We start from the raw sequence: 24,571 nt of genomic DNA, 5'->3' as shown, positions 1-24,571 counted from the left end.
ATTCTCAAAAATGCTCTTGTAAATCAGAAAGCAGCACTTCCTGCTCAAATTGCGGATTTCCGATCGGGAAAATTCTGGCTGTTTCCTTGTCTTCGTTGACATGCTGAATATAAATCGGAACTCCTTCGTACGTCACATACGCCATGGCGGCGGATTCTGAAATGTCTTTCGCACGCTGTGTATTCACGTCTCAAACCTCCTTTAGGCCTCACACATAACGTGTCCGGCAGCCAAGAGAAGTATGCTTGTTTCTTACAATTGTCCGGTGGTGAGTTTGAATTTTTTGAGGCGTTTGTAAAACGTGCTCCGCGGGATTCCGGCCATTTTGGCGGCCAGCGTGACATTCCCCTTCGCTGATTCAAGCGCGTTTACGATGATGTTTTTCTGAATGTGCTCCCGGATGGAGACAGGGGACGCTTCTTCCTGTTCATAAGACTCGGCCGCCTCTTTAAGACCTGACGCTTCAAGCAGGGCTGCGATGGGGTGTTCTGACAGCCGTCCGTCCGGGAACATGACGGAAAGACGTTCAAATACATTAAACAATTCCCTGATATTCCCCTGCCATTTCCGGCTCTTTAATAGGTCTAAAAAGTCATCAGGAAGTTCCCCCCGCCAGCCGCGATTTCGCTGAAATTCAAGGAAGAGGCCTGGAATGTCTTCGGTGCGTTCTCTTAATGGAGGGAGGTGGATCGGACAGACGTGAAGCCGGTAAAATAAATCTTCTCTCAGCTTTTTGCATTGGACAAGCTGTCTCAGATCAGTGTGGGTGGCAGTGATGATTCTGATGTCAACGGGAATCTCTTTTGTCCCGCCGACCGGGGTGACTTTCCGTTCCTGCAGCACCCGTAACAGAGCGACCTGCATGGAGTGTGATATTTCTCCGATTTCATCGAGGAAAAGCGTGCCTTTATCGGCTTTTTGCAAAGCGCCGTTATGTCCTTTCCGTTTGGCCCCGGTGAAGGCGCCTTCCGAGTAGCCGAACAGTTCGCTTTCAATCAGCTTTTCGGGGACCGCTCCGCAATTGACGGCGATAAACGGGCCGTTTTTCCTGGAGCTGTTGTTATGAATCGCCCGGGCGGCAACCTCCTTTCCCGTCCCGGTTTCTCCCGTAAGACAAACGGTTGCGTCCGTTCGGGCGACAAGCTCCAGCTGCTGAAGCATATGTCGGGATGACGGGCTTTTGCCTGCCGCACCATGGAATATAAAAGACGGCTTTTCTTCTCGTTTGAATAAATAAACGCATGTGTAGCCGTTCTCCTCCCGCTTCGCCTGCTTGATGTGATAGCCCTGTTCCTCAAGCTCGCGCAGCATATGTCCGGTAAAATGCTGAACGGGACGGCTTGCGGCGATAACCCGGCTCATTTCATTGCAAAGCACGATCGGATCGTGTGACCGGGTCAGCCCGGCGAATTGGCTGATCATATCAAGTTCTGTCATTTTGATCTTTAGGGCAAGCTCCCGTTCCGCCGTATAAGCGATGGAGGAGGCAATTCCGAGCATAAACGGCTGAGCGCGGGCGGCGGGGCAGGAAATATCAATGACACCCGCCAGCCGCCCGTCTTCATAACGGATCGGCGCGGCGGAACAGCTCCATTGATGAGAAGCGAGCGAATAATGTTCAGAGCCGTGTATCATGACCGGCTCATTTGTATAAAGAGCCGTCCCGATCGCATTCGTGCCGACGGCCGTTTCCGTCCAGCGGGCGCCTTTTAAGAAATTGATGCGGTTCGCTTCATGAATGGTGCGCGGGTGGCCTTCAACTGAATGGACAACGCCGTCAGAATCAATCAGGAGAACCATCATTTCCATTTCCCGCATCGCCGTTTTCATTCTTTCTGCATACGGCGTTGAGGCCGCTAAAAATAACGCATGCTTTTCGGCCTGTCTTTCTAAATGATCTGCCGGCATCACATTCGGCCCCTTTTCGAGATAAGGGTTGACGTCGGCTTTTTTGCAGCGGTGCCATGAGGCGGCCACCCGCTTCTGAATACGGGATTCATCGAGAACGCCTTCTTTCACAAAACGCTTCCAGGTTTTAAAATCATTCCGAATGACATTCATTGTATTCGCTCCCCCCTGTTCAGACCATCTTTTCATATATTGTAGGGGAAAAATAAAGCGCTTTCAACGAAAAATACCCCTTCTCATCTGAGAAAGGGTATTCCGGTTATACGGAATGCACCGCAAGTCCGGTGACATTCAGCAGGGCTTCCTGAAGCGTTTCTGACAGAGTCGGATGCGCCGCGATAAAGTGCTCCGACATATCCGCCGTCATTTCACCGTTCATCATCATGACCGCCTGACCGATCAATTCCGTCACGTCCGGCCCGATCATTGACACGCCGACGATTTCTCCGAATTCCGGTTCGGCAATGATTTTCATTTTGCCGCCATGCTGATGTTTAATTAACGCTTTTCCGTTAGCAGAAAATGAGCATTCTCCGATTTTCACATCTCCGTATGTCTCTCTCGCCTGTGTTTCCGTCAGCCCGACAGCGGCCATTTCCGGCGATGTATAAATACAGCGGGGCACCGCCCGCATATTGACTTTGCTGTCCTTTCCCGAGGCATGCGCGGCGGCTGTGATTCCTTCATGAATGGCGGCATGCGCGAGCTGCATTCCTCCGGCCGCATCGCCGCATGCGTATATATGAGGCACATTGGTCTGCATATGGTCATTGACTTCAATACCGCGCGGAGAATACCGGATGCCGGCCTGCTCCAGATTCAGGCCTTGCAAACGCGGTTTTCTCCCGATTGCAACCAAAATGTGATCAGCCTGCGCCTCAATTTCTTTGCCGTCTTTTGTCCACACGGCGGTTTTCCTTTCTTTGTCAATCCGCTGAAGGGCGGCTTTCGTCTGAATATCAGCCCCGCTGTCTCTTAAAGAGTCTTCGAAAACGGCGGCGATTTCTCCGTCTTCTGCCGGGAGCAGCCGGTCAGCCGATTCAATCACCGTCACTTTCGTTTTAAACCGGCTGAATAAAGAGGCAAATTCACAGCCGATCACACCTCCCCCGACAATAAGCAGAGAAGAAGGAATTTGCTGTAAAGAAAGCGCGTCTTTGCTGTCGATCACCCAATCGCCGTCAAATGGGGCAAACGGCAGCTCCGCCGGTTCAGATCCGGATGCAATCAATATCCGATCCGCTTCCAGAATGTCTTTTGCGCCTCCTTCTCCTTCAACTAGCAATGTCTGCTCTGTGAGAAATGAAGCTGTCCCGCTGATGACTTTAATCTGATTTGCTTTCATTAAGTATTGAATTCCCTGCACGAGCTGGCTGACGATTTGCCGTTTGCGCCCCTGCATGCGGGCCCAATTGAGTGTAATGTTTTGCGGCAGTTCGATGCCGAATGTATCTGCGTGCCTGATTTTATCGAGCACATTCGCGCTTTCCAAAAGCGACTTTGTCGGGATGCACCCCTCATTGAGACAAGTGCCTCCGAGCGGCCCTTTGTCGATCAGAACGACTTCTTCTCCCCTCCGCGCGGCAGTCACGGCAGCTGCATATCCGGCAGGCCCGCCGCCGATAATGGCTAGTGTCAATCTCTTCACCCTCTCTATAAAATCAATCCGGCCGGCTCTTCAAGCAGCGCTTTGACCGTTTTCAGGAAGTCCGCAGCCGGTGCGCCGTCACATACTCTGTGATCAAAGGTAAGGCTCAGCGGCAGCATGATGCTTTTGACAAGCTCATCTCCTTTAAACGCAGGCGTTTCATAGCTTGCGCCCACTCCGAGAATACCGGCTTCAGGCGGATTAAGAATCGGGGTGAAATGCTCAATTCCGTAACCCCCGAGATTTGTAATAGAAAATGTCGATCCGTGCAGATCATCTCCGGAAGCATTGCCTTCCCGCGCCCGGCGTGCCGATGTGCTGATGTGATCCGCAAGCTCAAGGAATGAAAGCTTTTCCGCATCCCGAATCACCGGCACGACGAGACCGTTTTCAAGAGAAACCGCCATCCCGAGGTGGACATATGGATAGGTGATGATCCGCTCCTCTTGATAAGAGCTGTTCAGCTCAGGATGCTGTTTCAGCGCAAGCACTGCGGCCCGGGATACGAAATGTGTGACCGTCAGTTTAACACCGCTCCGCTTTTTCACGCTGTCGGCGAGCTGCTGCTGCCATTTTACAAGCTCCGTAATGTCCGCTTTCATCGTCAGCGTCAGCTGGGCGCTGTTTTGCAGGCTTTTGTGCATTCGGTCTGCAATTACTTTTCTCATCGCTGAAGCCGGTTTTTCCTCCGGCTGTGCCGTCTGAACCGAAGACTGCGGTTCAGATTCCGTCTTCATGGCCTTGATGACGTCAGCTTTTACGATTCTGCCTCCGGGCCCCGTCCCGTTCAGCGTATCAACTTTCAACCCGGCTTTCTCCGCCATTTTTCGGGCAACGGGAGATATTTTCACGCGGTGTTTACGCTTTTGCACGGCTTTGGGAGCGGGAATATGTTCAGGTTCAGATTGCGGTTTCCCTGCATTTTCAGGAGCCGGCGCCTCCTTCTCCCGCACTTCTTCGCCGTTTTCCCCGATATAACAGATGGGCGTTCCCGGCGGGACTCCTTCTCCCTCTTTGACTTTAATATGGAGAAGCGTGCCGCTTTCAGGCGCTTCTATTTCCATTTCTATTTTTTCCGAGTTGATGCTGGCGATGCTTTCTCCCTTTTCAACCGGGTCGCCGACTTTTTTATTCCAGACGGATACTTCACCTTTCTTCATCGCCATTCCCAGCTTCGGCATTACTACTTTTACAGCCATTCTATATCCCTCCTTTAATTCATTGCCGGCTCGCCAAGCAATTCAAGCGTGACGCTGACAATTTGGTCTGGTGTCGGCAAATATTGATCTTCAAGCACCGGCGAAAACGGCACTGGTGTATGCGGCGCTGTAATCCGTTTAATCGGCGCATCAAGCAAATCAAAGCCCTTATCGGCGACAATCGCAGCAATATCCGTGGCGATGCTGCAGCGCGGATTGGCTTCGTCAATGATGATCAGCCGGTTTGTTTTTTCTAACGATGTGAAAATCGCTTCCTCATCTAAAGGAGACAGACTCCGGGGATCAAGCACCTCGGCGTCGATGCCTTTCTCAGAAAGCTGCGCAGCCGCTTCAAGCGCAGTATTGACCTGCTTGCCGACTGCAAAGAGCGTGACATCATTGCCTTCGCGTTTGATATCCGCCTTTCCGAGCGGAATTGTATAATAATCTTCCGGCACCTCGCCCTTCATGTTGTAGGACGTTTTATCTTCAAAAAAGAATACCGGATCATTGTCTTCTATTGCCGAAAGCAGCAAACCTTTGGCGTCATACGGATTGGACGGCACAACCGTCTTCAGACCCGGGATGCTGGTGAACAGGCCATACAGCGCCTGCGAATGCTGAGCGGCTGCCCGGAACCCGGCTCCGTATGTGGTGCGGACGGTGATCGGCACTTGCGCTTTACCGCCGAACATATAGCGGAATTTCGCCCCTTGGTTGATCACTTGGTCAAAGCACGTTCCGATAAAATCGTTAAACATCAGTTCCGCAATCGGTCTCAGCCCCGTGGATGCCGCAGCCATGGCCGCACCCATGTAGCCCGCCTCAGAAATTGGTGTGTCCAGCACCCTGCTTCTGCCGAATTCCTGTACGAGCCCCTTTGTGACCCCGAGTACACCGCCCCATGCTTCATCATCTTGCAAGTGATCGACCGCCGCTCCCCCGGCGACATCTTCACCGATCAAAAGCACATTTTCGTCTTTTCTCATCGCAAGCTTCATTGCTTCATTGAGCGCGTCCGACATGCTTATGACTCTCGCCATCTCACATTCCCCCTTTTTCATATGACACGTAGACGTCTGTCAACAGCTCTGACTCTTTCGGATATGGACTCTTTTCGCTGAACGAGACGGCTTTTTCAATCGATTCGCTGACACGCTGTTCGATGTCTGACAGTTTATTTGCATCTGTTTCTTTTAGAAGATAGTTTTTAAAGCCTTGAATGGCATCCTTTTCTTCAAGATGCTCAGTCTTTTCATCCTTTGTTTTATAAGTTTGGGCATCCCCTTCGAAATGGCCGTAGTTTCTGTAAGTCATACATTCAATCAAAGACGGGCCTCCGCCGTTTCTTGCTCTTTCTATCGCTTCCCCGGCTGCCTGATAAACTGCTAAAATATCTTTTCCGTCCACCGTGACCCCCGGCATATTGTAGGCAGCCGCCCGATCGGCGATTGAATCACAGGCTGACGCGTACTCAAATGTCGTGGCTTCGCCGTAGCCGTTGTTTTCGGCGATGAACACGACAGGAAGGTTCCATACTGCCGCTAAGTTCAGCCCTTCATGGAAAGTCCCTTGGTTATTGGCTCCGTCCCCAAAAAAGCAAACGCTTACATTTTTAGTTTGTTTATATTTAGCCGTGAGCGCTGATCCGCATGCGAGCGTGAATCCGCCCCCGACGATTCCATTTGCGCCTAACATGCCTTTATCAAGATCCGCAATGTGCATAGAACCGCCTTTGCCTTTACACAGTCCGGTCGCTTTTCCGAATATTTCCGCCATCATGCCGTCCAGATCACAGCCTTTGGCGATACAATGGCCATGTCCCCTGTGTGTGCTTGTAATGCTGTCGCCATCATCTAAATGAGCGCACACCCCCGCAGCTACCGCTTCTTCACCGGCATACAAATGGACGAATCCGGGAAGCACTCCTTGCGCGAACAGTTCATGCACTTTGTCTTCAAAGCCCCTGATTTCCAGCATCTTTTGGTACATCCACAGCGCTTTCTCCTCAGTTAATGACAAGCCTTCTCGTTTTAACAATTCCATTTTGTGCGCCTCCTTCTATTTAGGGTTCACACTTATAAATGCAAGAAGCATGCCAGCCTTTGAAGCCCGTAAAATGAATGTTTTTATTTTTACAATGGAGACAGTTTGAGACAGGTGTCTCATTTTGTCTCGATCTGTTCCCTTTGTCTCGTTTTATGGCATACAAAAAAGACCGGGCATGACCCTGTCTTTGACAATGATCGACGTATTTATTTCCTCGGAAATCTTTTAACTGCTTCATTCTTCTGCATACAGTCTATCGCGGCGTTTGAGTGGTTACACTCTTTTTTTCATATCCGCGTGCTGCAGTTCATGCTTTTCTTCAACAGCCCGATTCAGCGCTTGAAGCATGTAGCCAATGCCTTTATACGATGACAAAGGCCAGGTGATATGCTGATGCTCTCCGATGACGGCGTTTAGGACGCTTCGGTATTTTTTCCCGCCAAGCATGACAAGCTCTTCGATGTCGGAAAAGCCTTTTTCATGAAATTGACGGCGCAGCTCGTCCGCTGCCATGATCTCCGGATGACCGGTTCCAAAAGTGACATCGTAATTTCCGGGAACCATATCATCCGGACGAAGGAATCCGTGCTTTGCCGACAAAATTACCCACTCATCGAAAAATGCTTTCGCATATCGCTCGCACGCCTGATGAAACGGGCTGAGATAAACGTCTTCCGCCCTTACCGGACCTGTATCTGAATGGACATCCCAAATTTTTTTCTTGCCGCAGGGGATGATGCACAGTCGTTTCATTTTTCTCTCCCCTTTATGATGTATGTCCTATCAATGTACCATGATTCGTTTATTTCTGCATGACGAAACTGGCCATGGATCTGTCTGGGTAAAAACTGCACACAAAAAGACCCGGAATTCAAACCGAAATCCGGGCCGGATGAAGAGGTATTTATGTCACTCTTGCTCCATCCCATCAAGATACTTTCTCTCAAAGTCATCGAGCAATGCACGCACTTCATCTGTTGACTTTGTATTCATGCATTGATTTCTTAATTCACTTGCTCCACGGAATCCGCGGAGATATATCTTGAAAAAGCGGGGGAGCGGTTTATATGCTCGAGCTTCTGCTTTTGAATATTCATCATGAAGATCCAGGTGCAATCTCAAAAGATCAAGCAATTCCTTACTGCTATGCTCTCTCGGCTCCTTTTCAAAGGCGAATGGATTAGTAAAAATGCCTCGTCCAATCATAATCCCGTCAACACCGTATTGTTCAGCGAGTTTCAAGCCGGTTTCACGGTCAGGAATATCCCCATTGATCGTCAATAGGGTATCCGGCGCTATCTCATCACGAAGTTTCTTGATTTCCGGGATGAGCTCCCAATGCGCATCTACTTTACTCATTTCCGCTCTTGTACGCAGATGAATGGAAAGATTCGCAATGTCTTGTTTCAGTATGTGTGTCAGCCAGCCGCGCCATTCGTCTATATCCGTGTAGCCAAGTCTGGTCTTCACACTTACCGGCAGACCTCCTGCTTTCGCCGCCTGTATTAATTCGGCTGCAACTTCAGGACGGCAAATCAGGCCGCTTCCCTTTCCATTCCCCGCCACATTAGGTACAGGACAGCCCATATTGATATCCAGGCCCTTAAACCCTAATTCCGCCATCCCAATACTCATTTGGCGAAAGTTTTCAGGCTTATCTCCCCATATGTGGGCAACCATCGGCTGTTCATCCTCCGTGAAAGTCAAACGGCCGCGCACACTATCCTTCCCATCCGGGTGACAATAGCTTTCTGAGTTTGTAAACTCTGTGAAAAACACATCAGGTCTGCCGGCTTCACTCACAACATGGCGAAAAACGACATCCGTCACATCTTCCATTGGTGCCAGTACAAAAAATGGCCGCGGTAATTCACGCCAGAAATTATCTGTCATAACAAATCCAAATCCTTTCATGATGGGATACAGTCAAACCTTGATCCCAAAATTAAAAACTGACCATGCTTCTTTTACACTTATAGCATGTGTCAGCACTTCTTATCAAACGATAGTAAATTTTGAACATTTCACTTTTTACACGTGAAAAAGTGAAAAGCAAACTGAAGCAGAACACCTTAATTGAGTTAACGTAATAAACTATCGCTATAGTTAACCCCATATCGCTCATTTCTGATCAACTCAGCCAACTCCTTAACCTTTAAAAGGGTTTGAGAGAGAAAAAAGTGTGATGATTATCTACACCTATTTTTTATTTATATTGTGGTTTATTAATAGTAGCGCTGACCTTCATCTTTCTTAGCGGCCTTACTTTTGCTCTTTTTGGATAAAAGGATTCCAACCTAAATAGAATATCATATGAGTTCTCCCTATTACCAATGCAAAATAATTGGCCATATGTCAATATCTTTATAACGTTTTAGTTTTAAAGTTATTACTTATAAACAAAATATCTGCATAAAAAAATAAATAATTACATTTATAAGGTGCCACAGAAATCACCTATAAAAGTTTGTATAAGGTTACGATTCGGTAATCCTGATCCAGAACCAATAAAATAGACTGCTGACTAAGTGTCGCAGTCTCATTCATAAGATTAATAAAAAAGTGTTCATTTTCTTTCATCATTAAATAAGGCATCAGAAGTTATTGCTTTCATTTCGAATATCCTTTGTTATACCTGTGATGATTTGTATAACAGTGAAAACCCCCAAGAAAACAGTGACAATATTAAACCATGGATTATCATAGAATGAAAGATATGTTTGAAAGAAATCCAGTTCAGCTATGTTTGCTGGGAATCCATTCATTTCTCTATAATTAGGACCCCATCCCGTTAATTCTGCAAAATTAAAATAAAGCTGTGAAACTAAAAATGCCAAAACCGTGAGAAACCAACTTCTTTTATACAACGGTCGTTTTTTGTTTACTTTATCCATTTCATTATCCATTTCCTTTTCTGCAATACTTTTTAGCCAAGTGTCAATCTAACATCATTATATGATGAAGCATGATTGTCGCAATAATTGCTTATTAAGGATATAACCATTGCAGGTATTACTGTAATAGTTGTTATCACTTGCGTTTCCGCCTCGGATTTATTTCTTCTTTGGGAATAAGGAAAATAATCGGGGCCCTTTTTTCCTGTTTAGGCTTTCATATCATGTATAACGACCAAACATGCTTTTTTAGTGTGTTTGATCTTTTATCCACAGTTGTTGCTAATAGTAGATGTTCCAACTGCCGTTGTGATTAGTGTAAGTAAGCCAACCTTGCCTTTTACACCTTCTGCTTCAGAACCTTCGTTCAGTGGTTGAGGTTCCAATATCTCTCATTCGGTTTCACCTCCTTTTTATCATTTATTACAACTATCGCCAATAGTAGAAGTGCCGATGAGTGTCGGGGACTTTATTCTTTAAGAAAGAAGTTTACAAAATATTAACTGAGATTACAAGTATTCACGTAACATGAACGACTTGTTATTGCTTCTGGTTCACAACAAGATCTTCATATTTTGTCTGTAATGCCGTTTCCAAACGAAAAAAAGAAAGTGAAGCAGCCTACTTGGCTGTTTTTCACTTGCTTTTCCATACGTTTTTTTCAACTCTTTTTATCAGTTAAATAAAGACAAAAGACAGATAGGACAAGGGCACAAAACATAAAAAAACCCGGAAATCGGAAATGTTTAATTTACCGAAATCCAGGTCTGATTACGAATTGTTTATTTTAGTTAGACGATTTTAATACAAGCTTCGCCACGGCTTCCACATGAGCCGTCTGCGGAAACATATCAACAGGCTGAATATATTCGACGCGATAGTCCTTCGACAGCATCTGCAAGTCTTTCGCCAGTGTGGAAGGATTGCAGGATACGTAGACGAAGCGCTTCGGTTTTACTTTTTTGATGGTATCTAAAAATGTTCTGTCACAGCCCGTTCTCGGCGGGTCGACGATGACCACGTCAGGGCGGAAGCCTTCTTTCGTCCATTTCGGGAGCCAGTGTTCGGCTGTTCCTGTGACATATGCCGCGTTTTTGATGCCGTGTTTTTTGGCGTTTTTCTTCGCATCGTCAATTGATTCTTTAATGACGTCCATGCCGCGGATCTCTTTTGCGCCGCTTGAGACCCACATGCCGATCGTACCGACGCCGCAATACGCGTCTACGACTTTTTCTTTTCCTGTCAGCTGAGCCGCTTGTTTCACTTCGTCATACAGCTTGACCGTCTGCTCAGGGTTGAGCTGGAAGAAGGCGCGGGCGCTCAGTTCAAATGACACGTCGCCGAGCACTTCTTGAATGGCATGGCTTCCGGCCAGCGCTTTTGTTTTGTCACCGAAAATGACGGATGTGCGCGCGCCGTTGACGTTTTGAATAATCGATTTCACTTCCGGCAGACGGTTCTGAATGGCTTTGACGATCTCGTCTTTATTCGGCAGTGTCTCTTTCGCGGTGACAAGCACGACCTGCACTTCGCCTGTTTCAAAACCGACTCTCGTCACGATGGTGCGGACATCGCCTTTTTTCGTCCGTTCGTTATAAACGGATACGTTGTGTTTTTCCAAAATACGGCGGACGATACCCGTTGTTTTGTTTGTCGCCGGATGCTGGACAATGCATTCCTTAATCGGAACGATTTTATGGGAATCCAGTCCGTATAAGCCGGCAATGATGCTGCCGCTTTGCGAGCGTCCGACTTGGAACTGGCTTTTGTTCCGGTAATTCCAAGGGTTGTCCATTCCGATCGTATCTTTAATGTTCATTTCTTCGACATTGAATCTCGTATGACGTTCCAGAGACTGAATGACGATGTCGCGTTTTTCGCGAAGCTGCTGGGTGTATGCCAGATGCTGAAGCTGACAGCCGCCGCACTGGTCATAGACCGGGCATGGCGGCGTGACGCGGTGTTCAGACGGCTTGCGAATTTTTTTGACACGTGCTTCTGAAAATTTCGGCTGCACATTTGTCGCTTCGGCAACGACTTCTTCACCGGGCAGAGCGCCGGGAACGAAGACAACTTTTTTCTTAAAATAGCCGACGCCCTCTCCGTTAATGCCGAGACGTTTGATGGTCAGCGGAAATGTCTGTCCGATTTTCAATTCGGCAGGCGCCTTTTTTTGATGTTGATTCACGTTTTTTTCTCTCCGTTTCTATATAAAGCCTTCCTCCTGGGAAAACGGCTGATTTGAAATATCACATCTTTTCAGTATAACATGCAGCCGGCAGTTCCTTCATGTTTTTCACTGGAAGTTTCCTTTTTTCATTCAATGCTTCTCCACAAGTACAAGGACGCATAGCTTAAATACGGCGCCCATTCGCTGCTTACCTGGAGCATCACGTCTTTTGACGGTTTATCCTCAAGGGCGAAGCGGCGTTTGACGGCGTTTTGCAGGCCGATGTCCGCCAAAGGAAACAGATTCGGGCGGCCGAGGCCGAACATGAGGACGTTTTGGACGGTCCACGGGCCGATGCCTCTGATGGTGATCAGCTTTTTCATAATGTCTTCATCCGACAAATGGGTAAGTTCCGCCAGATTGAGCGCTCCTTCTGCAATCATCCGTGAAATGTCAATCGCATATTCCGCTTTTCTCATGCTGAACTGGAGCTCCCGCAAGTCCTGATACTCGAGCGCCGCGATCGTTTTCGGCTCGGGATAGCACCAGACGCCGTCTTTTTGTTCACCGAAGGCATGGACGAACCGTTCCGTTAAAGTAAAAGCGAAGGACAGGTTGAGCTGCTGGTGGATGATGCATTTCATGAGACAGTTGTAGACGTCATATTCCAAGACGAGCGGGGTTCCCGCATGCTCCTCAAAAAGCGCCGACAGATTTGTTTTTGAGAAATGATCAAGCACAGGCTGAAGCGGCTGCTCCCACTGAAAAATGTGTTTGATCCGTTCAATCATCTCCTCGCGGTCCGTTTCTCCGCTGACGAGAAAGACCGGGTCTGCGACGGTGCCTTCCGCTTGAACCGTGATGACGGACAGTTTGCCGTCCCGTGTTCTGAGCGGCACTTTGATTGATCTTGCATGAAGATCGACCGCATTCAGCGGATCGAGCGACAGCCTTTCAAGGACTTTATCAAAATGATACGGCGGTGTGACCGAAACCGTTTCCTTCCACATATGCTCCACCCCTTTTTGTCCAAGTATATCATGAAGCGGCCGGGCGGCAATTCGTATACTTTTCTTCATAACGCCGCATGATATAATGGCAGGCGGAGGGTTGTTTATGATACATATAACCGCAATCACAACACATAATGAGATATTAGATAATATCCCCCTATCACGTACAGAACAACCGGACATCGCATGGTACTGGATTGATTTTTTCGGCGCTGAGATGCATGAAACCGAGCTGCTGCGTGATTATTTTCACTTTCATCCGCTTGCGATCGAGGATTGCTTTCAGCATATGCAGCGGCCGAAAATCGACCATTATGACGGCTACCGTTTTTATGTGCTCCACGCCTTGAACCCGGACACACTGGAAATGGAAGAGGTGGACATTTTTCAGTCCGACCGTTTCATCGTCAGCTTCCATTTGCACGAATCGCCCGGCGTCTCAAAGGTGAGAGAACGGTTTTTCGCTTCTCCGGGATTAGCCAAAAAAGGGCCCGGGCACATCACTTATATGATGATGGATCAGCTTGTCGATGAATATTTCCCCGTGCTGTACAAAATTGAAGACCGGCTGAATGAAATTGAAGACAGCAGAACACATAAATCTTACGGCACTTTAATGAATGAAGTGTTTGAATTGCGGACTGATCTTTTGAACCTGAGGCGGACGATCATTCCGATGCGCGATTTAATGTACCGGATTTTGAGCCTTGACCATGTAAAAGAAAGCCGTGAAACGAAAGCGTATTTCAGCGATATTTATGACCACCTGTTAAAACTGGCTGAGCTGATCGAGTCAAACCGTGATATGACGTCAGATTTGCGGGACAGCTACGTGACGCTGAATTCAAACCGGATGAACGCCATTATGATGACATTAACCATCGTCTCGACCATTTTTATCCCGCTGACGTTCATCGCGGGGGTTTACGGCATGAATTTCGATAACATGCCTGAGCTTCACTGGAAATACGGGTATTTTATCGTTTTGGGCGTCATGGCCGTTCTTGTGGCCGCCATGCTGTTTTGGTTCGCCCGTAAAGGCTGGTTTAATATTTTCAAGTAAGAACGGCTGCCGGCTGTTCTTTTTTTTGAGAAAACATGATAGTCTGGAAAAAAACGTAAAGAGGTGTGCGCCGTTACCATCCTTTCTCACAAAATCATTTCTTCTGTCCTCCTGGCTTTCAGTGTCATGTCCATTGCCCCGCTGTATAACGGCCGTACGGTGTCTGATTACATCTTTGATTCGCTCGGCTTTTCCTCTTGGCTGGAAGATGGAGCCCATATCTCCGTCATTCCCGGGGTCGTGCTTTACTTTGCGGCGTTAATCTGGTGTGCCGCCGCGTTCAGGCGGACGCTTCCCGCGGCGGGGCTGTTTCTGATCTTTCTCAGTATGGGGGCCGCTTCCGGTATCAGTCCTGCCACCGAATATGCCGTTTTTTCCTTAAAACAGTTCGCGCCCGAAAAAGAGGCTGTCGAATATGTGAAGCACCGCAGCGAATGCAGTCATCTGGTTGAGCGAAAAAGAGCGGGCATGAGCTGCACACTTTATATCAATCATTACGGAAAAGGGGAACAAACCATTTCTGTCACCCCGGATTTATCAGAAAACATAAAGGACGTCACATTCAAACCAAAAACGTTCACTGTAAAACCCCGTTCAAAAACAATCATCAAAACCCGATTTACCGGATTTTATAAGGGGAAAGCCGCCTCAGACTCCGGATGGTCTTCAGAACCTGAACTGAAAGTGGCAATCCTGTACACAGCAGATTAACCATTTTGCATGTATAATGGTGGAAAACTTTTCATTGGAGGGACTGTCAAATGAAGATCGCCATCGTCGGACTCGGCAATATGGGCCGCCCCATCGCCGAAAATATCATGAAAGCCGGATACAGTCTGACTGTATATAACCGGACGAAAGAAAAAGCGGCTGACCTGCTGGATAAAGGGGCAGAATATGCCGAAACGCCCCGACAGGCAGCTGAACATGCGGACATCGTGCTGTCCATGCTGTCAGACGATGACGCCGTAACAGACGTGACTTTCGGAGCTTGCGGCATTATTGCCGGGTTATCTGAAAACGGCATTCATATTTCAATGAGCACGATCAGTACGGCGCTGTCAGAACAGCTTTCCGCCGCACATTCGGGCAGAGGGCAGTCCTTTATTGCCGCTCCCGTCCTCGGCCGCCCCGATGCCGCCGAGAAGGCCGAGCTTCGCATCATCACAGCCGGACCGGCGGAAGCGAAGAAAAAGGCCGAACCGCTGCTTAACATCCTGAGTCAGCAAGTATTTGACACTGGTGAAGAAACAAAAACGGCCAACGCCGCGAAAATCAGCGTCAATTTCTTGCTCGTGTCCATGCTTGAGGCGTTATCTGAATCGTTCTTAATGATGGAGAAGTACGGGTTAGAACAAAAACAATTTTTAGAAATCGCCGGCGCGCTCTTTGGCTCTCCCGTCTATCAAAATTACGGCACGATCATGGCTGAGGAGAAATTTGAGCCGGCCGGTTTCAAAATGTCTTTAGGGCTGAAGGATACCAATCTGGCGCTCGCCGCCGCAGAACAGGTTTCCGCAAAACTCCCTCTTGCCGAACTGGCCAAGAGCCATTTTGAAAGCGGGATCGCACAAGGCTTCGGGGATCTGGATTGGGCCGCTTTGATTAAATGCCTGAAATAACAAAACACCTCTCCATTACCAGGAGAGGTGTTTTCTACAGGCGCGGCAGCTTCATTTCTTTCTCAAACATCAGGTCATCAATGCTTTTAAACGTGTAGCCTTCTTTTTTCAAATCGGTAATGGCATCGTCCAGAGCTTCTGAATTGTCCTTTGAAACGGTGTGAAGAAGGTAGATCGCGCCGGGATGTGCCTGCTTTATCATGTGATCATAGGCGTATTGTTTCCCTTTTTGCTCGTTAACCTTCCAGTCGACAAATGCGACGGACCAGAAAACGGTTTGGTAGCCGAGGCGCTTCGTTTCTTTGAGGACATATTCGCTGAATACGCCGCGCGGCGGACGGAGATACAGGTTGTCCCGCTTTCCGGTAATGTTGTACACGGCTTCCGTGACGGAATCGAGTTCGTCTTGAATCTGATCGCCCGTTTTTGTCGTCAGATCAGGATGATGAAAAGAATGATTGCCGATGATATGGCCTTCCTTTGACATCCGTTTAATCAAATCAGGCTGCTCTTTCACAAAATGACCCGTGACAAAAAAAGTGCCCGTGACGTGATGTTTTTTTAACACATCAAGCACTTTCGGGGTGTACCCATTTTCATACCCGTTATCAAATGTTAAATAGATGGTCTTTTCTTTCGTATTGCCCAAATAAAAGGCATCATATTTTTTGACCAGATTGTCCAGCTGTCTGCCGGCATCCGGCGGCTGATGATTGACGCTGCGTTTAAAGCCCCAGTTTATCCGTTCATTCGGCACGGCTTCTGCGCTGTTGATGCCTCCCGTAAGTAAAACGGCCATGCAGCAAATTGAACAAAACCATTTCATGACCAGCACTCCTTCTGCATTTTTCCTTATTTTGCAGTAGGCCCTGCCCTTTTATACAGCCGCATTATGGAAAAAGAAAAACCCCGGCATCCGCCGGGGTTTATTCCCAATCCTTTTTAAAGCGTTCGTATTTTGCTTCCAGATCATCAAGCATGCCGATGAGCCGGTCTATATCTTCAACGTCCGTTGATTCAGGGTCTAATGAATCAATGACATTCATAAACATATCGAGTCTGTTCTTCAGGTAATCGAGCTGCTGATCTTTGCTGTTTACTGCATTCCCCATACTTCCACTCCATTCATTTTTTATAATGGTAGCGTATTTTTTGCCGTTTTTCAATGGTTCCGCTACTTGCGATCTTGGCAGATCAGGTCTAAAATTAACACTTGGCAGACGTTAGTATGCCCCATTTATAAAGGAGTTAGATAGTCATGACACAAAACACAACACTGCGTCCGATCACACCGGAGTACGATCCTTGGGAAGCGTACATGGATGTCGACCAGTATGGAGATATGAAACTGACGAACGTTGAATTCACAACGACGACTTTGTGCAATATGAGATGCGAGCACTGCGCCGTCGGGTACACGCTCCAGCCGAAAGACCCGAATGCGCTGCCGATCGACCTTCTATTAAGGCGGCTTGATGAAATTCCTCTGTTACGCTCTATCAGCATTACGGGCGGCGAACCGATGCTTTCGCTGAAATCGGTAAAGGAATACGTCGTCCCGCTTTTGAAATATGCCCATGAACGCGGCGTCCGTACACAGATCAATTCAAACCTGACGCTTGATATCGGGCGCTACGAACGGATTATTCCTTATTTGGACGTCCTTCACATTTCTCACAACTGGGGAACGGTCGAGGACTTTGCCGACATCGGATTTGCGATGATGGAGAAGAAACCGACATTTGAACAGCGGGCGCGCTATTTTGACAAAATGATTGAAAACAGCCGCACGCTTGTCGAAGCAGGCGTAATGGTTTCAGCGGAAACGATGCTGAACAAACGGACACTGCCGCACATTGAACATATTCACCGGCAGATTACGGAAGAAATGAAATGCCAGCGGCACGAAGTCCATCCGATGTATCCGAGTGATTTCGCCAGCGCGCTTGAATCACTCAGCCTGAAGGACATGAGACAGGCCATTCATCATCTGCTCGACATTCGCGATGAAGAGACATGGATGCTGTTCGGTACGCTCCCGTTTTACGCATGCAGCCCTGATGAAGAAGATCAGAAGCTCCTCCGCCGCCTGCGGGAAGCGAAAAACGTTACGGTGCGAAACGACCCTGACGGCCGCTCCCGCCTGAATGTCAACATTTTTGACGGAAATATCATTGTCACGGATTTCGGCGATACACCGCCGCTCGGCAATATTAAAACAGACAGCCTTCCCGAAGCATATGACAAGTGGAGACAGACGAAGCTGAGCAAAGAGCTGAACTGCCGCTGCACAAACGTCCGGTGCCTCGGCCCGAACGTCCTTGTCAAAAACAGTTATTATCAGGACACGGATTTTTCATTACGAAAAGCCAGAGGTTAACAAAAGATGGAAACGACAATTACGGACATTTTGAAAAGCAAAGTGGTTGAGATCATCATCGTCGCTCTCGTGCTTTACGCCGGTGTTTTTCTGATCAACCGCTTTGTCCAGGTGTTATTTAAACGCACGGATTTCTTGGAGGAACGGAAAGGGAAGACGATTGAAAGCCTCGTCCGATCCATCACCCAGTATACGGCGACGATCGGTTTTATCTTTTACGTCATTTCTTTATTCGTTCATGATTTCGGCCGAATTTTAGCCGGGGCGGGTGTTGCCGGTATCGTCATCGGTTTCGGCGCCCAGTCGTTAATCAAGGACATATTGGCCGGTGTCTTTTTAATATACGAACGCCAGCTTCATAAAGGTGATTATGTGACGATTAACAATCTGTTCAACGGCACAGTCGAAGAAATCGGACTCCGTTCCCTCCAGATCCGTGAGTGGACCGGCAAGCTGCTTACCATATCTAACGGTGAGGTCAGACAGCTTCAAAACTATAACATTGATTTTATGCGGATTACCGAGTCCATCGTGATCAGTTACAAGGAAGATCCCGAGCGGGTATATGCCGTCTTAGAAAAAGCCTGCGATATGCTCAATGATGAGCTTCGCGATTCACTGAAGCGGGATGAATTTCTCAATGCGACGGAGCCGTTTCAAGTGCATGGAATTATGAGTCTGAACAAATTAACCAGAGGCATTGAATTTACAGTGAAAGGCATGGTTCAAGACACAGAATACTTCTCGGCGAGCCTTGCGGTGAGACGCGTTCTTGCCCGGGAGCTGTACAACAACAATGTGCAATTGCTCGAGGAAATGTATCACACACAAAAAAGCTGATTCCCGAACCGGAATCAGCTTTTTTTATTTATCTCGGCTGCGCTGTCATTTGAAAACCGAATGTGACGTGATCCTGCACCGGAATCCAAGCCCCGATTCCTTGCGAAGTCACATTTTTGACGACAAGTTTCCGCTTGCTGCCTTTCAGCACCAAATACACTTCACCGTATGTTACTTTTCCTTTTTCATTAACGGCCGGAGCGTAGGCGTGCAGGTAGCCGAGCCGCTGCGGAGAAATTTTGTAGGTTTGGTCGCGTTTTGTGCCTGCGCCGATAACCGTTTCAAACGCGAGCGGCAGTTTTGTTTTCTTCATCGCTTTTTGCATCATCATGCTTTTTACATCTTCTGCGTTCGGCACCTTCGCTGTGAGCCCGCCTTTGATTTTGTATTGCTGTTCTTGGGCGTATGAGATAACCGCGGTTTGCTGCCCGCCCCGGTTATCCGCTCTGTTCGTATTGATTTTTTTATATTCCCAGTTGGCGACGGTTTCGTTCGATTGATAGCCGAGCGCCCATTTCCCGAGAAATATTGTCGCCCGGTATCCGATGGCAAGCGGTGAACCGGAAACCGAGGATTCATTCAGCATCTTTATCAGATGCGGATTTTCGATGTTGATCTCGGATGTATCTAACAATTCCTTTGCCAGTTTGCTCGGCTGAAGCATCGGCTGGTCCTGTGAAGCATTCGGATACGTATTTTCCTTTGAAATGCTTACGACAGAGTTGGGAACTTTAAACGGTTTCTTTGCAGCGGCAGACGGCGTTGCGAAAAAACTAAAGGATAACAGCAGAATCAGTGTGGCATGAAACAGCTTTCTCATCATATCACTCTTTCTATAGCATTTTCCTTTAGTCTTTTCCTCCGCAATCGTTGTTATCCGCATTTTTTTACAGGTTAAAGCAGGAAAAAACCGATCGCCATAATGACATAAGCGGCAAGGAGCGTAGCCCCTTCAAACCAGTTCGAATCACCGTCATTTGAAATCATTGTCATCAAAAGGACGGATGAGATCATCGCGACAAGCTCGGGCAATGTGAATACAAGCGGCATATTGACCGGAAAAAAGATGGAACAGATCACAAGAACCGGAGCCACAAACATGGCGATCTGCAAAGTCGAGCCTACCGCGATTTCAACGGCGACATCCATCTTGTCTTTGTACGCCATAATAATCGCCGACGCATGCTCTGCGGCATTTCCGACGATTGCGACGATAATCACTCCGATAAACAGCTCGCTCCAGCCGAACTGTTCAGCCACCGCATGAAACGTATGGACAAGGTTTTCAGATATGTAGGCGACGATAATGGTTGAAATAAATAAGACGGCTGTCGCTCTTTTCCCCGACCACTCAGGCTGCTCCTCTTCTTCCTTTGCCTCCGGCTGATTCGGCTGATAAACACCGCGGTGGGTGACGAGCTTGAAATAAAGAGCTGCCACGTACAAAAGGATCATGATGATGCTGATGCCGACACTCAAATCAAGCTTGTTTTTTTCCCCCATATCCATGGAAAACACTTCGGGAATGACAAAAGCAACGATAATGGCAAAAATCAGCAGGCCAGAATTATGCCGGGCATCATGAATATTGAATTCCTGCCGCTTGTATTTCAAACCGCCGATAAAAAACGACAGTCCCGCGACGAGCAGAAGATTGCCGAGCACCGAACCGGTCAGTGAAGCAAGCACGATGCCCGTCAGCCCTTCTTTTAAGGCGAAAAGCGATATAATCAGCTCTACCGCATTGCCGAACGTGGCATTCAGCAGACCGCCGATCCGCGGTCCCGCGATAATGGCAAGAGATTCAGTCGCTCTCCCCATATAACTTGCAAGCGCAATAATCGTCAAGCAATAAATAATAAACAAAACCGCTGACGGCCAGTGCATCAGGCCGCCGATGACTGAAAGCGGCACTCCCGCCGCAGCCGTAAAGAAAAAAATCCGATTCATATCTGCCTGGCTCCTTTTTTCGAATGAGTCTTTTTATATCCTTCTCAAAAACTCCCTCAATTACACTTCCGCGGCAGCCCGAATTGGCATTTTCAGGTTGCCGGACGCGACAAATCCGTGTACGATCAAGAAAGATACTGACGAAGGAGAAAATACGCGATGTCACGACTGTACTTCTTTATTTTGGTTCTGCTTGTTTCCATCTCCGGATTTTCCCAAGGCATGCTTCTGCCGGTGATCTCCGTCATTTTTGAAACGAACGGGGAATCAGCCGCTATAAACGGACTTCACGCAACCGGCCTTTATATCGGCGTGCTTCTGGCGTCGCCGTTTATGGAGGCCCCGCTGCGCAAGCTCGGATTCAAACCTCTGATGGTCATGGGCGGATTTCTTGTTATCATCAGCTTATTCAGTTTTATTTGGCTTCAATCCATATGGTTATGGTTTTTTCTTCGGCTGCTTATCGGAATCGGGGATCATATGCTGCATTTTTCAACCCAAACGTGGGTGACGTCAAAGTCAACGCCCCGAAACAGAGGAAGAAACATTTCGCTGTACGGACTGTCCTTCGGGCTCGGATTCGCTGTCGGCCCGTTCATGGTCCCTCTTGTGAAAACAAGTCCGTCCCTTCCGTTTATCGTATCCGGCTGTATCAGTCTTGCCGCCTGGCTGTTTGTATTTGTCTTACGTAACGAGTACCCGGCGCAAGGTCCGGATGAAACATCCGGGGATAACAGCGCAAAACGGTTTTACCGCGCCCTTCTTTTCGGCTGGGTCGCTTTTCTCCCGGCTTTCGGGTACGGTTTTTTAGAAACGGCGCTGAACGGAATCTTTCCCGTGTACGCCCTGCGCTTAGGCATATCCGTCGATGCCGTCGCGCTGATATTGCCCGCTTTTGCCATCGGGAGTATTGTATTCCAGTTCCCTCTCGGTTTATTAAGCGATCGATTCGGGAGAAAACGTGTCCTGCTCGTCATCTTATTAACGGGTGCCCTTTGCTTTTTGACGGCCGGACTGTTTCCCTCGCCTTCTGTCATCGGCTGCTGCTTTTTTACGGCGGGAATGGCGGTCGGCAGTATGTTTTCCCTCGGCATCAGCTATATGAGCGACCTGCTGCCGTCCCATCTGCTGCCGGCGGGCAATCTGCTCTGCGGCATTTCCTTCAGCCTCGGCAGCATGATCGGCCCGGTGGCGGGCGGCTGGTATATGCAGCGGTTTGAAAGCGCCAATTTGTTTTACTTTATTACGGTGATTCTGGTCTGTATTTGGCTTGCGCTCGTCTTCGGGAAAACAAAGCACAATCCCGCATCCGAATCCCATTCTTTTCCAGCCTCATAAAAAAGCCGCCTGATCTAAGTCAGGCGGCTTCTTTCTAGTGGTATCCGTTCTGCCCGTTAGCGCTTCCGCTTGTTTTATTCTTCGGGCCGTTTTTTGAGTTTTGTTTATTATGGCTTCCGCCTTTTTTCGTATGCTTGGTCATAGCCGATTCCCTCCGTTTTTCAGCTTGAACGTCATCCGTTCCTCTATAGCTTGCTCCCGCGGTACGGATTTTCATCAGGAAGCTTTTTACGTTTATGTAAAAGCGCGTTGATTTCGCCTCCTAAAATCAGCAGTGTTCCCGTAAGGTAAAACCAGATCATAAGGACGATAATTCCCCCGATGCTCCCGTATGTGGCGCTGTAGTTGGCAAAGGTGCCGACGTAAAATGAGAACAGCATACTGACGATAATCCAGCCGGCTGCCGCAAATACGGCTCCCGGCAGCACAAAACGGAGGGAAAGCCTTTTATTCGGCGCGAAAATGTAAAGCGCGGTAAACACGATTAAAAGGATAAGCGGACTGATACCCCAGCGGACAACCGACCACACCTGCAAAAACAGGCCGGAGGCGCCGATGAAATCTGCGGCCAGCATTCCGATTTCTCTGCCGAACACCGGCAGAAGCAATGCGATTAAAATCGTAACCACCATCGCGATGGTTAAAAAAATTGAGGTCAGGCGAATGATGATAAATGAGCGGTTTTCCTCGACTTCGTAGGCATGGTTAAATGCTCTGACAATCGCGTTCATACCATTCGAAGCCGACCAGATGACGGCGATAATCCCGAATGACAAAAGCCCGCCGCTGCGCTTGTTCAGCGTTTGCTCTGTTATGGATTTCACCATAGACATGGCGCTGTCGGGCGCGTATTGATCGACCGCCCCGAGCACGTCTTCTGCCGATATGGGAAGATAGGCGGTGAGCGTCAGCATGAAAATCATTAACGGAAACAATGACAGCAGGAAAAAATACGCCAGCTCCGCCGATTTACTTTGTCCTTCATGGAGAGAAAACCTTGCAAACAGCTCCTTTATAAAACTCATGACATCCCACCTCAATGATCGTTTTTCGAAAAATGCTCCTTCGTTTCTTTTAACAGGTCAATGACCTGCGGTGTCGTCTGCTTCAGCTTAGTGATCTGGCCGTTTAAAAAACTCAGATCATCCGATACGGTATTGGCGATGGTCTTCACTTGATCAAGTTTTGCAGATGCCTGCTGTTTCAGCACTTCAGGATGTTTTCGGTAGAATGCCGCACGCTGCCTGCACGCGTCCATGTTCCGGAAACATGCCTCTCTTGTCGGCTTATGTAATAAGGACAGTGCTCCCCCGGCGGCAGCGCCGATCAGAATCGCTTTTGCCATGATGCGTGTCTGCTTCATCGGTCAATCCCCCTTATAAATGATGGTCTTTCTTTATTGTCTCCAGCAAATGACGGCACCCGGACTCGACCAAAGCGTACACCTCGCTGAAATTCCCGGTATAATACGGATCGGGCACGTCCGCAAGGTCCGACTCCGGTACATAATCAAGCAGCCTTGCAATACGCGGCGCCGCTTTTTTATAACCGGCCATGCTGCGCAGATGTCCGATATTTTCTGCATCCATCGCAATGACGTAATCAAAATCGGTCAGATCAGACTCACGCACCTGCCTCGCCGTGATGCCGCTTGCGCTGATCCCTTTCTTCTTTAGGATCTCCTTTGTCCCTTCATGCGGCGGATTTCCCGCATGCCAGGCGCCGATTCCCGCTGAATCAATGTTAATCTGCCCGTTCAGCCCGTTTTTCTTCACCATATCAGAAAATACCGCCTCTGCCATAGGCGACCGGCAAATATTTCCCAGACAGACAAACAGAACATGTATCATATTGATAACCTCCCTATTCTTTCCCCGCATTTTGAGGATCAAAAACCTTATCATCATCTTAGCAACTTTTCTGCTGCTGTGGAAATAAGCTTTTATTCTAAATGAATTCTGTTAGAATAAAGGGTACGAAAACGGTCATGAAAGGATGCATGAATTTGCCGAGCCAACAAACAGAAACGTTAAACAAAATGATTGAAGACATTTCGCAAAAGCTCAACATGCTCAATGTCGGCGTCATCAGAGCGGAAGATTTCAGTGATGAAAAAATAGAAGATCTTACATACCTTCATCAAATGGTCATGAAAAAAGCATCATTCAGCCCGAGTGAAATGCAGGCCATTGCCGAGGAGCTCGCCTCTCTCAGAAAATAAACCCATGTCAGACCTGCCGAAAAACGGCGGGTCTTTTTTTGATTTAAAAAAGTAAAAAATAAAAGTTCATCGGTTTGACACATATAAAAAGAAGGAGTATAGTAACTGTGAACTTGGTAGAACGATATACTAAATGAGCGGGTCGCTTATCTTTTTTTATTTAGTAGAACGATATACTCGTTGTTATATCAGCGTTAGTCAAGTTTGTATCTGCAACCGTTTTATCAAACCAGTTTTCAAAGAAAGGCAGTGGTTCAATAAAGGGGAATGGTTCTG

General features: G+C 48.0%; 26 protein-coding genes. 7 read left to right on the top strand and 19 right to left on the bottom strand.

All coding sequences use genetic code 11. The features are described from left to right. Positions 1 to 4: 4 nt before the first annotated feature. The 12 genes from NYE36_RS04205 to NYE36_RS04150 all read right to left on the bottom strand — a co-directional run bounded on the left by NYE36_RS04205 (position 5) and on the right by NYE36_RS04150 (position 12,878). Positions 5 to 187 carry an H-type small acid-soluble spore protein gene (locus tag NYE36_RS04205; RefSeq protein ID WP_003155535.1) on the bottom strand — a complete coding sequence of 61 codons (183 nt, stop codon included), beginning with the start codon at positions 185 to 187 and terminating at the stop codon, positions 5 to 7. A 65-nt stretch (positions 188 to 252) separates the two neighbouring features. Then, positions 253 to 2,061: a sigma-54-dependent Fis family transcriptional regulator gene (locus NYE36_RS04200; protein WP_199022424.1), complete on the bottom strand. Its 1,809-nt coding sequence runs from the start codon at positions 2,059 to 2,061 to the stop codon at positions 253 to 255. Between the two features lie 106 nt (positions 2,062 to 2,167). Beyond that, entirely contained in the window at positions 2,168 to 3,547 is a 1,380-nt protein-coding gene (lpdA, locus tag NYE36_RS04195; protein ID WP_007408527.1) for a dihydrolipoyl dehydrogenase, read from the bottom strand. Between the two features lie 14 nt (positions 3,548 to 3,561). Continuing rightward, positions 3,562 to 4,755 carry a dihydrolipoamide acetyltransferase family protein gene (locus NYE36_RS04190; RefSeq protein ID WP_025284431.1) on the bottom strand — a complete coding sequence of 398 codons (1,194 nt, stop codon included), beginning with the start codon at positions 4,753 to 4,755 and terminating at the stop codon, positions 3,562 to 3,564. Positions 4,756 to 4,769: 14 nt separating this feature from the next. Further along, the gene (acoB, locus tag NYE36_RS04185) at positions 4,770 to 5,798 is read right to left on the bottom strand and encodes an acetoin:2,6-dichlorophenolindophenol oxidoreductase subunit beta (protein WP_094032635.1); all 1,029 of its coding nucleotides are present in this window, start codon (positions 5,796 to 5,798) and stop codon (positions 4,770 to 4,772) included. A gap of 1 nt (position 5,799) precedes the next feature. After that, on the bottom strand, positions 5,800 to 6,801 hold the full coding sequence (gene acoA / locus NYE36_RS04180; RefSeq protein ID WP_003155540.1) for an acetoin:2,6-dichlorophenolindophenol oxidoreductase subunit alpha: 1,002 nt from the start codon (positions 6,799 to 6,801) through the stop codon (positions 5,800 to 5,802). Between the two features lie 276 nt (positions 6,802 to 7,077). Beyond that, positions 7,078 to 7,557 (bottom strand): DUF6884 domain-containing protein, encoded by a 480-nt coding sequence (locus NYE36_RS04175; RefSeq protein WP_015417042.1) that lies wholly within the window; start codon positions 7,555 to 7,557, stop codon positions 7,078 to 7,080. A gap of 156 nt (positions 7,558 to 7,713) precedes the next feature. Beyond that, entirely contained in the window at positions 7,714 to 8,697 is a 984-nt protein-coding gene (locus NYE36_RS04170) for a tRNA-dihydrouridine synthase (protein ID WP_007408522.1), read from the bottom strand. A 701-nt stretch (positions 8,698 to 9,398) separates the two neighbouring features. Next, the gene (locus NYE36_RS04165) at positions 9,399 to 9,698 is read right to left on the bottom strand and encodes a YfzA family protein (RefSeq protein ID WP_064107430.1); all 300 of its coding nucleotides are present in this window, start codon (positions 9,696 to 9,698) and stop codon (positions 9,399 to 9,401) included. A 266-nt stretch (positions 9,699 to 9,964) separates the two neighbouring features. Continuing rightward, positions 9,965 to 10,084, bottom strand: coding sequence for a class III lanthipeptide (locus NYE36_RS04160; RefSeq protein WP_202631770.1), 120 nt, complete (start codon positions 10,082 to 10,084; stop codon positions 9,965 to 9,967). 401 nt (positions 10,085 to 10,485) lie between these two features. After that, positions 10,486 to 11,886, bottom strand: coding sequence for a 23S rRNA (uracil(1939)-C(5))-methyltransferase RlmD (gene rlmD / locus NYE36_RS04155; protein ID WP_064107431.1), 1,401 nt, complete (start codon positions 11,884 to 11,886; stop codon positions 10,486 to 10,488). A gap of 128 nt (positions 11,887 to 12,014) precedes the next feature. Then, complete coding sequence (locus NYE36_RS04150) at positions 12,015 to 12,878, bottom strand: DNA-3-methyladenine glycosylase (protein ID WP_094032634.1); 864 nt, start codon at positions 12,876 to 12,878, stop codon at positions 12,015 to 12,017. A 106-nt stretch (positions 12,879 to 12,984) separates the two neighbouring features. Here NYE36_RS04150 and corA point away from each other — a divergent pair, with 106 nt between their 5' ends. From corA to NYE36_RS04135, 3 genes are all read left to right on the top strand, one after another. Beyond that, positions 12,985 to 13,944, top strand: coding sequence for a magnesium/cobalt transporter CorA (corA, locus tag NYE36_RS04145; protein ID WP_012117086.1), 960 nt, complete (start codon positions 12,985 to 12,987; stop codon positions 13,942 to 13,944). A gap of 63 nt (positions 13,945 to 14,007) precedes the next feature. Further along, a complete protein-coding gene (locus NYE36_RS04140) occupies positions 14,008 to 14,655 on the top strand; it encodes a hypothetical protein (RefSeq protein WP_015417038.1) in 648 nt (215 codons plus the stop codon). A 50-nt stretch (positions 14,656 to 14,705) separates the two neighbouring features. Continuing rightward, positions 14,706 to 15,566 carry an NAD(P)-dependent oxidoreductase gene (locus tag NYE36_RS04135; RefSeq protein WP_015417037.1) on the top strand — a complete coding sequence of 287 codons (861 nt, stop codon included), beginning with the start codon at positions 14,706 to 14,708 and terminating at the stop codon, positions 15,564 to 15,566. A gap of 34 nt (positions 15,567 to 15,600) precedes the next feature. On the opposite strand, the gene pdaA is transcribed toward NYE36_RS04135, so the two are convergent. Then, on the bottom strand, positions 15,601 to 16,392 hold the full coding sequence (gene pdaA, locus NYE36_RS04130; RefSeq protein WP_061861265.1) for a delta-lactam-biosynthetic de-N-acetylase: 792 nt from the start codon (positions 16,390 to 16,392) through the stop codon (positions 15,601 to 15,603). 100 nt (positions 16,393 to 16,492) lie between these two features. After that, a complete protein-coding gene (locus tag NYE36_RS04125; protein ID WP_003155558.1) occupies positions 16,493 to 16,678 on the bottom strand; it encodes an SE1561 family protein in 186 nt (61 codons plus the stop codon). A 146-nt stretch (positions 16,679 to 16,824) separates the two neighbouring features. Here NYE36_RS04125 and yfkAB point away from each other — a divergent pair, with 146 nt between their 5' ends. After that, positions 16,825 to 17,946 (top strand): radical SAM/CxCxxxxC motif protein YfkAB, encoded by a 1,122-nt coding sequence (gene yfkAB, locus NYE36_RS04120; protein WP_094032633.1) that lies wholly within the window; start codon positions 16,825 to 16,827, stop codon positions 17,944 to 17,946. Positions 17,947 to 17,952: 6 nt separating this feature from the next. Continuing rightward, positions 17,953 to 18,786, top strand: coding sequence for a mechanosensitive ion channel family protein (locus NYE36_RS04115; RefSeq protein ID WP_094032632.1), 834 nt, complete (start codon positions 17,953 to 17,955; stop codon positions 18,784 to 18,786). 28 nt (positions 18,787 to 18,814) lie between these two features. Here the strand turns inward: NYE36_RS04115 and NYE36_RS04110 are convergent, their stop codons facing one another. Continuing rightward, positions 18,815 to 19,609: a YfkD famly protein gene (locus tag NYE36_RS04110; protein WP_023356782.1), complete on the bottom strand. Its 795-nt coding sequence runs from the start codon at positions 19,607 to 19,609 to the stop codon at positions 18,815 to 18,817. Positions 19,610 to 19,680: 71 nt separating this feature from the next. Beyond that, positions 19,681 to 20,736: a calcium/proton exchanger gene (gene cax, locus NYE36_RS04105; protein ID WP_007408511.1), complete on the bottom strand. Its 1,056-nt coding sequence runs from the start codon at positions 20,734 to 20,736 to the stop codon at positions 19,681 to 19,683. Between the two features lie 159 nt (positions 20,737 to 20,895). Here cax and NYE36_RS04100 point away from each other — a divergent pair, with 159 nt between their 5' ends. Beyond that, positions 20,896 to 22,074, top strand: coding sequence for an MFS transporter (locus NYE36_RS04100; RefSeq protein ID WP_042634962.1), 1,179 nt, complete (start codon positions 20,896 to 20,898; stop codon positions 22,072 to 22,074). A gap of 185 nt (positions 22,075 to 22,259) precedes the next feature. On the opposite strand, the gene NYE36_RS04095 is transcribed toward NYE36_RS04100, so the two are convergent. Genes NYE36_RS04095 through NYE36_RS04085 form a run of 3 tightly spaced genes read right to left on the bottom strand, consistent with a single transcriptional unit; the run spans position 22,260 to position 23,924 of the window. Then, a complete protein-coding gene (locus tag NYE36_RS04095) occupies positions 22,260 to 23,099 on the bottom strand; it encodes a YihY family inner membrane protein (RefSeq protein ID WP_007408509.1) in 840 nt (279 codons plus the stop codon). An 11-nt stretch (positions 23,100 to 23,110) separates the two neighbouring features. Further along, complete coding sequence (locus NYE36_RS04090) at positions 23,111 to 23,437, bottom strand: hypothetical protein (RefSeq protein WP_015239397.1); 327 nt, start codon at positions 23,435 to 23,437, stop codon at positions 23,111 to 23,113. A 13-nt stretch (positions 23,438 to 23,450) separates the two neighbouring features. Then, the gene (locus NYE36_RS04085; protein ID WP_012117078.1) at positions 23,451 to 23,924 is read right to left on the bottom strand and encodes a low molecular weight protein-tyrosine-phosphatase; all 474 of its coding nucleotides are present in this window, start codon (positions 23,922 to 23,924) and stop codon (positions 23,451 to 23,453) included. A 155-nt stretch (positions 23,925 to 24,079) separates the two neighbouring features. On the opposite strand from NYE36_RS04085, the gene NYE36_RS04080 reads away from it, so the two are divergent. Continuing rightward, positions 24,080 to 24,295, top strand: coding sequence for a DUF1128 domain-containing protein (locus NYE36_RS04080; RefSeq protein WP_003155571.1), 216 nt, complete (start codon positions 24,080 to 24,082; stop codon positions 24,293 to 24,295). The last annotated feature ends 276 nt before the right edge of the window (positions 24,296 to 24,571 follow it).

Origin of the sequence: Bacillus sp. FSL R5-0593 (genome assembly GCF_038603755.1) — a bacterium.
Lineage (GTDB): Bacteria > Bacillota > Bacilli > Bacillales > Bacillaceae > Bacillus > Bacillus velezensis.
Note: the sequence above shows the minus strand (reverse complement) of the source record. Positions and strands in the feature narration are given on the sequence as shown.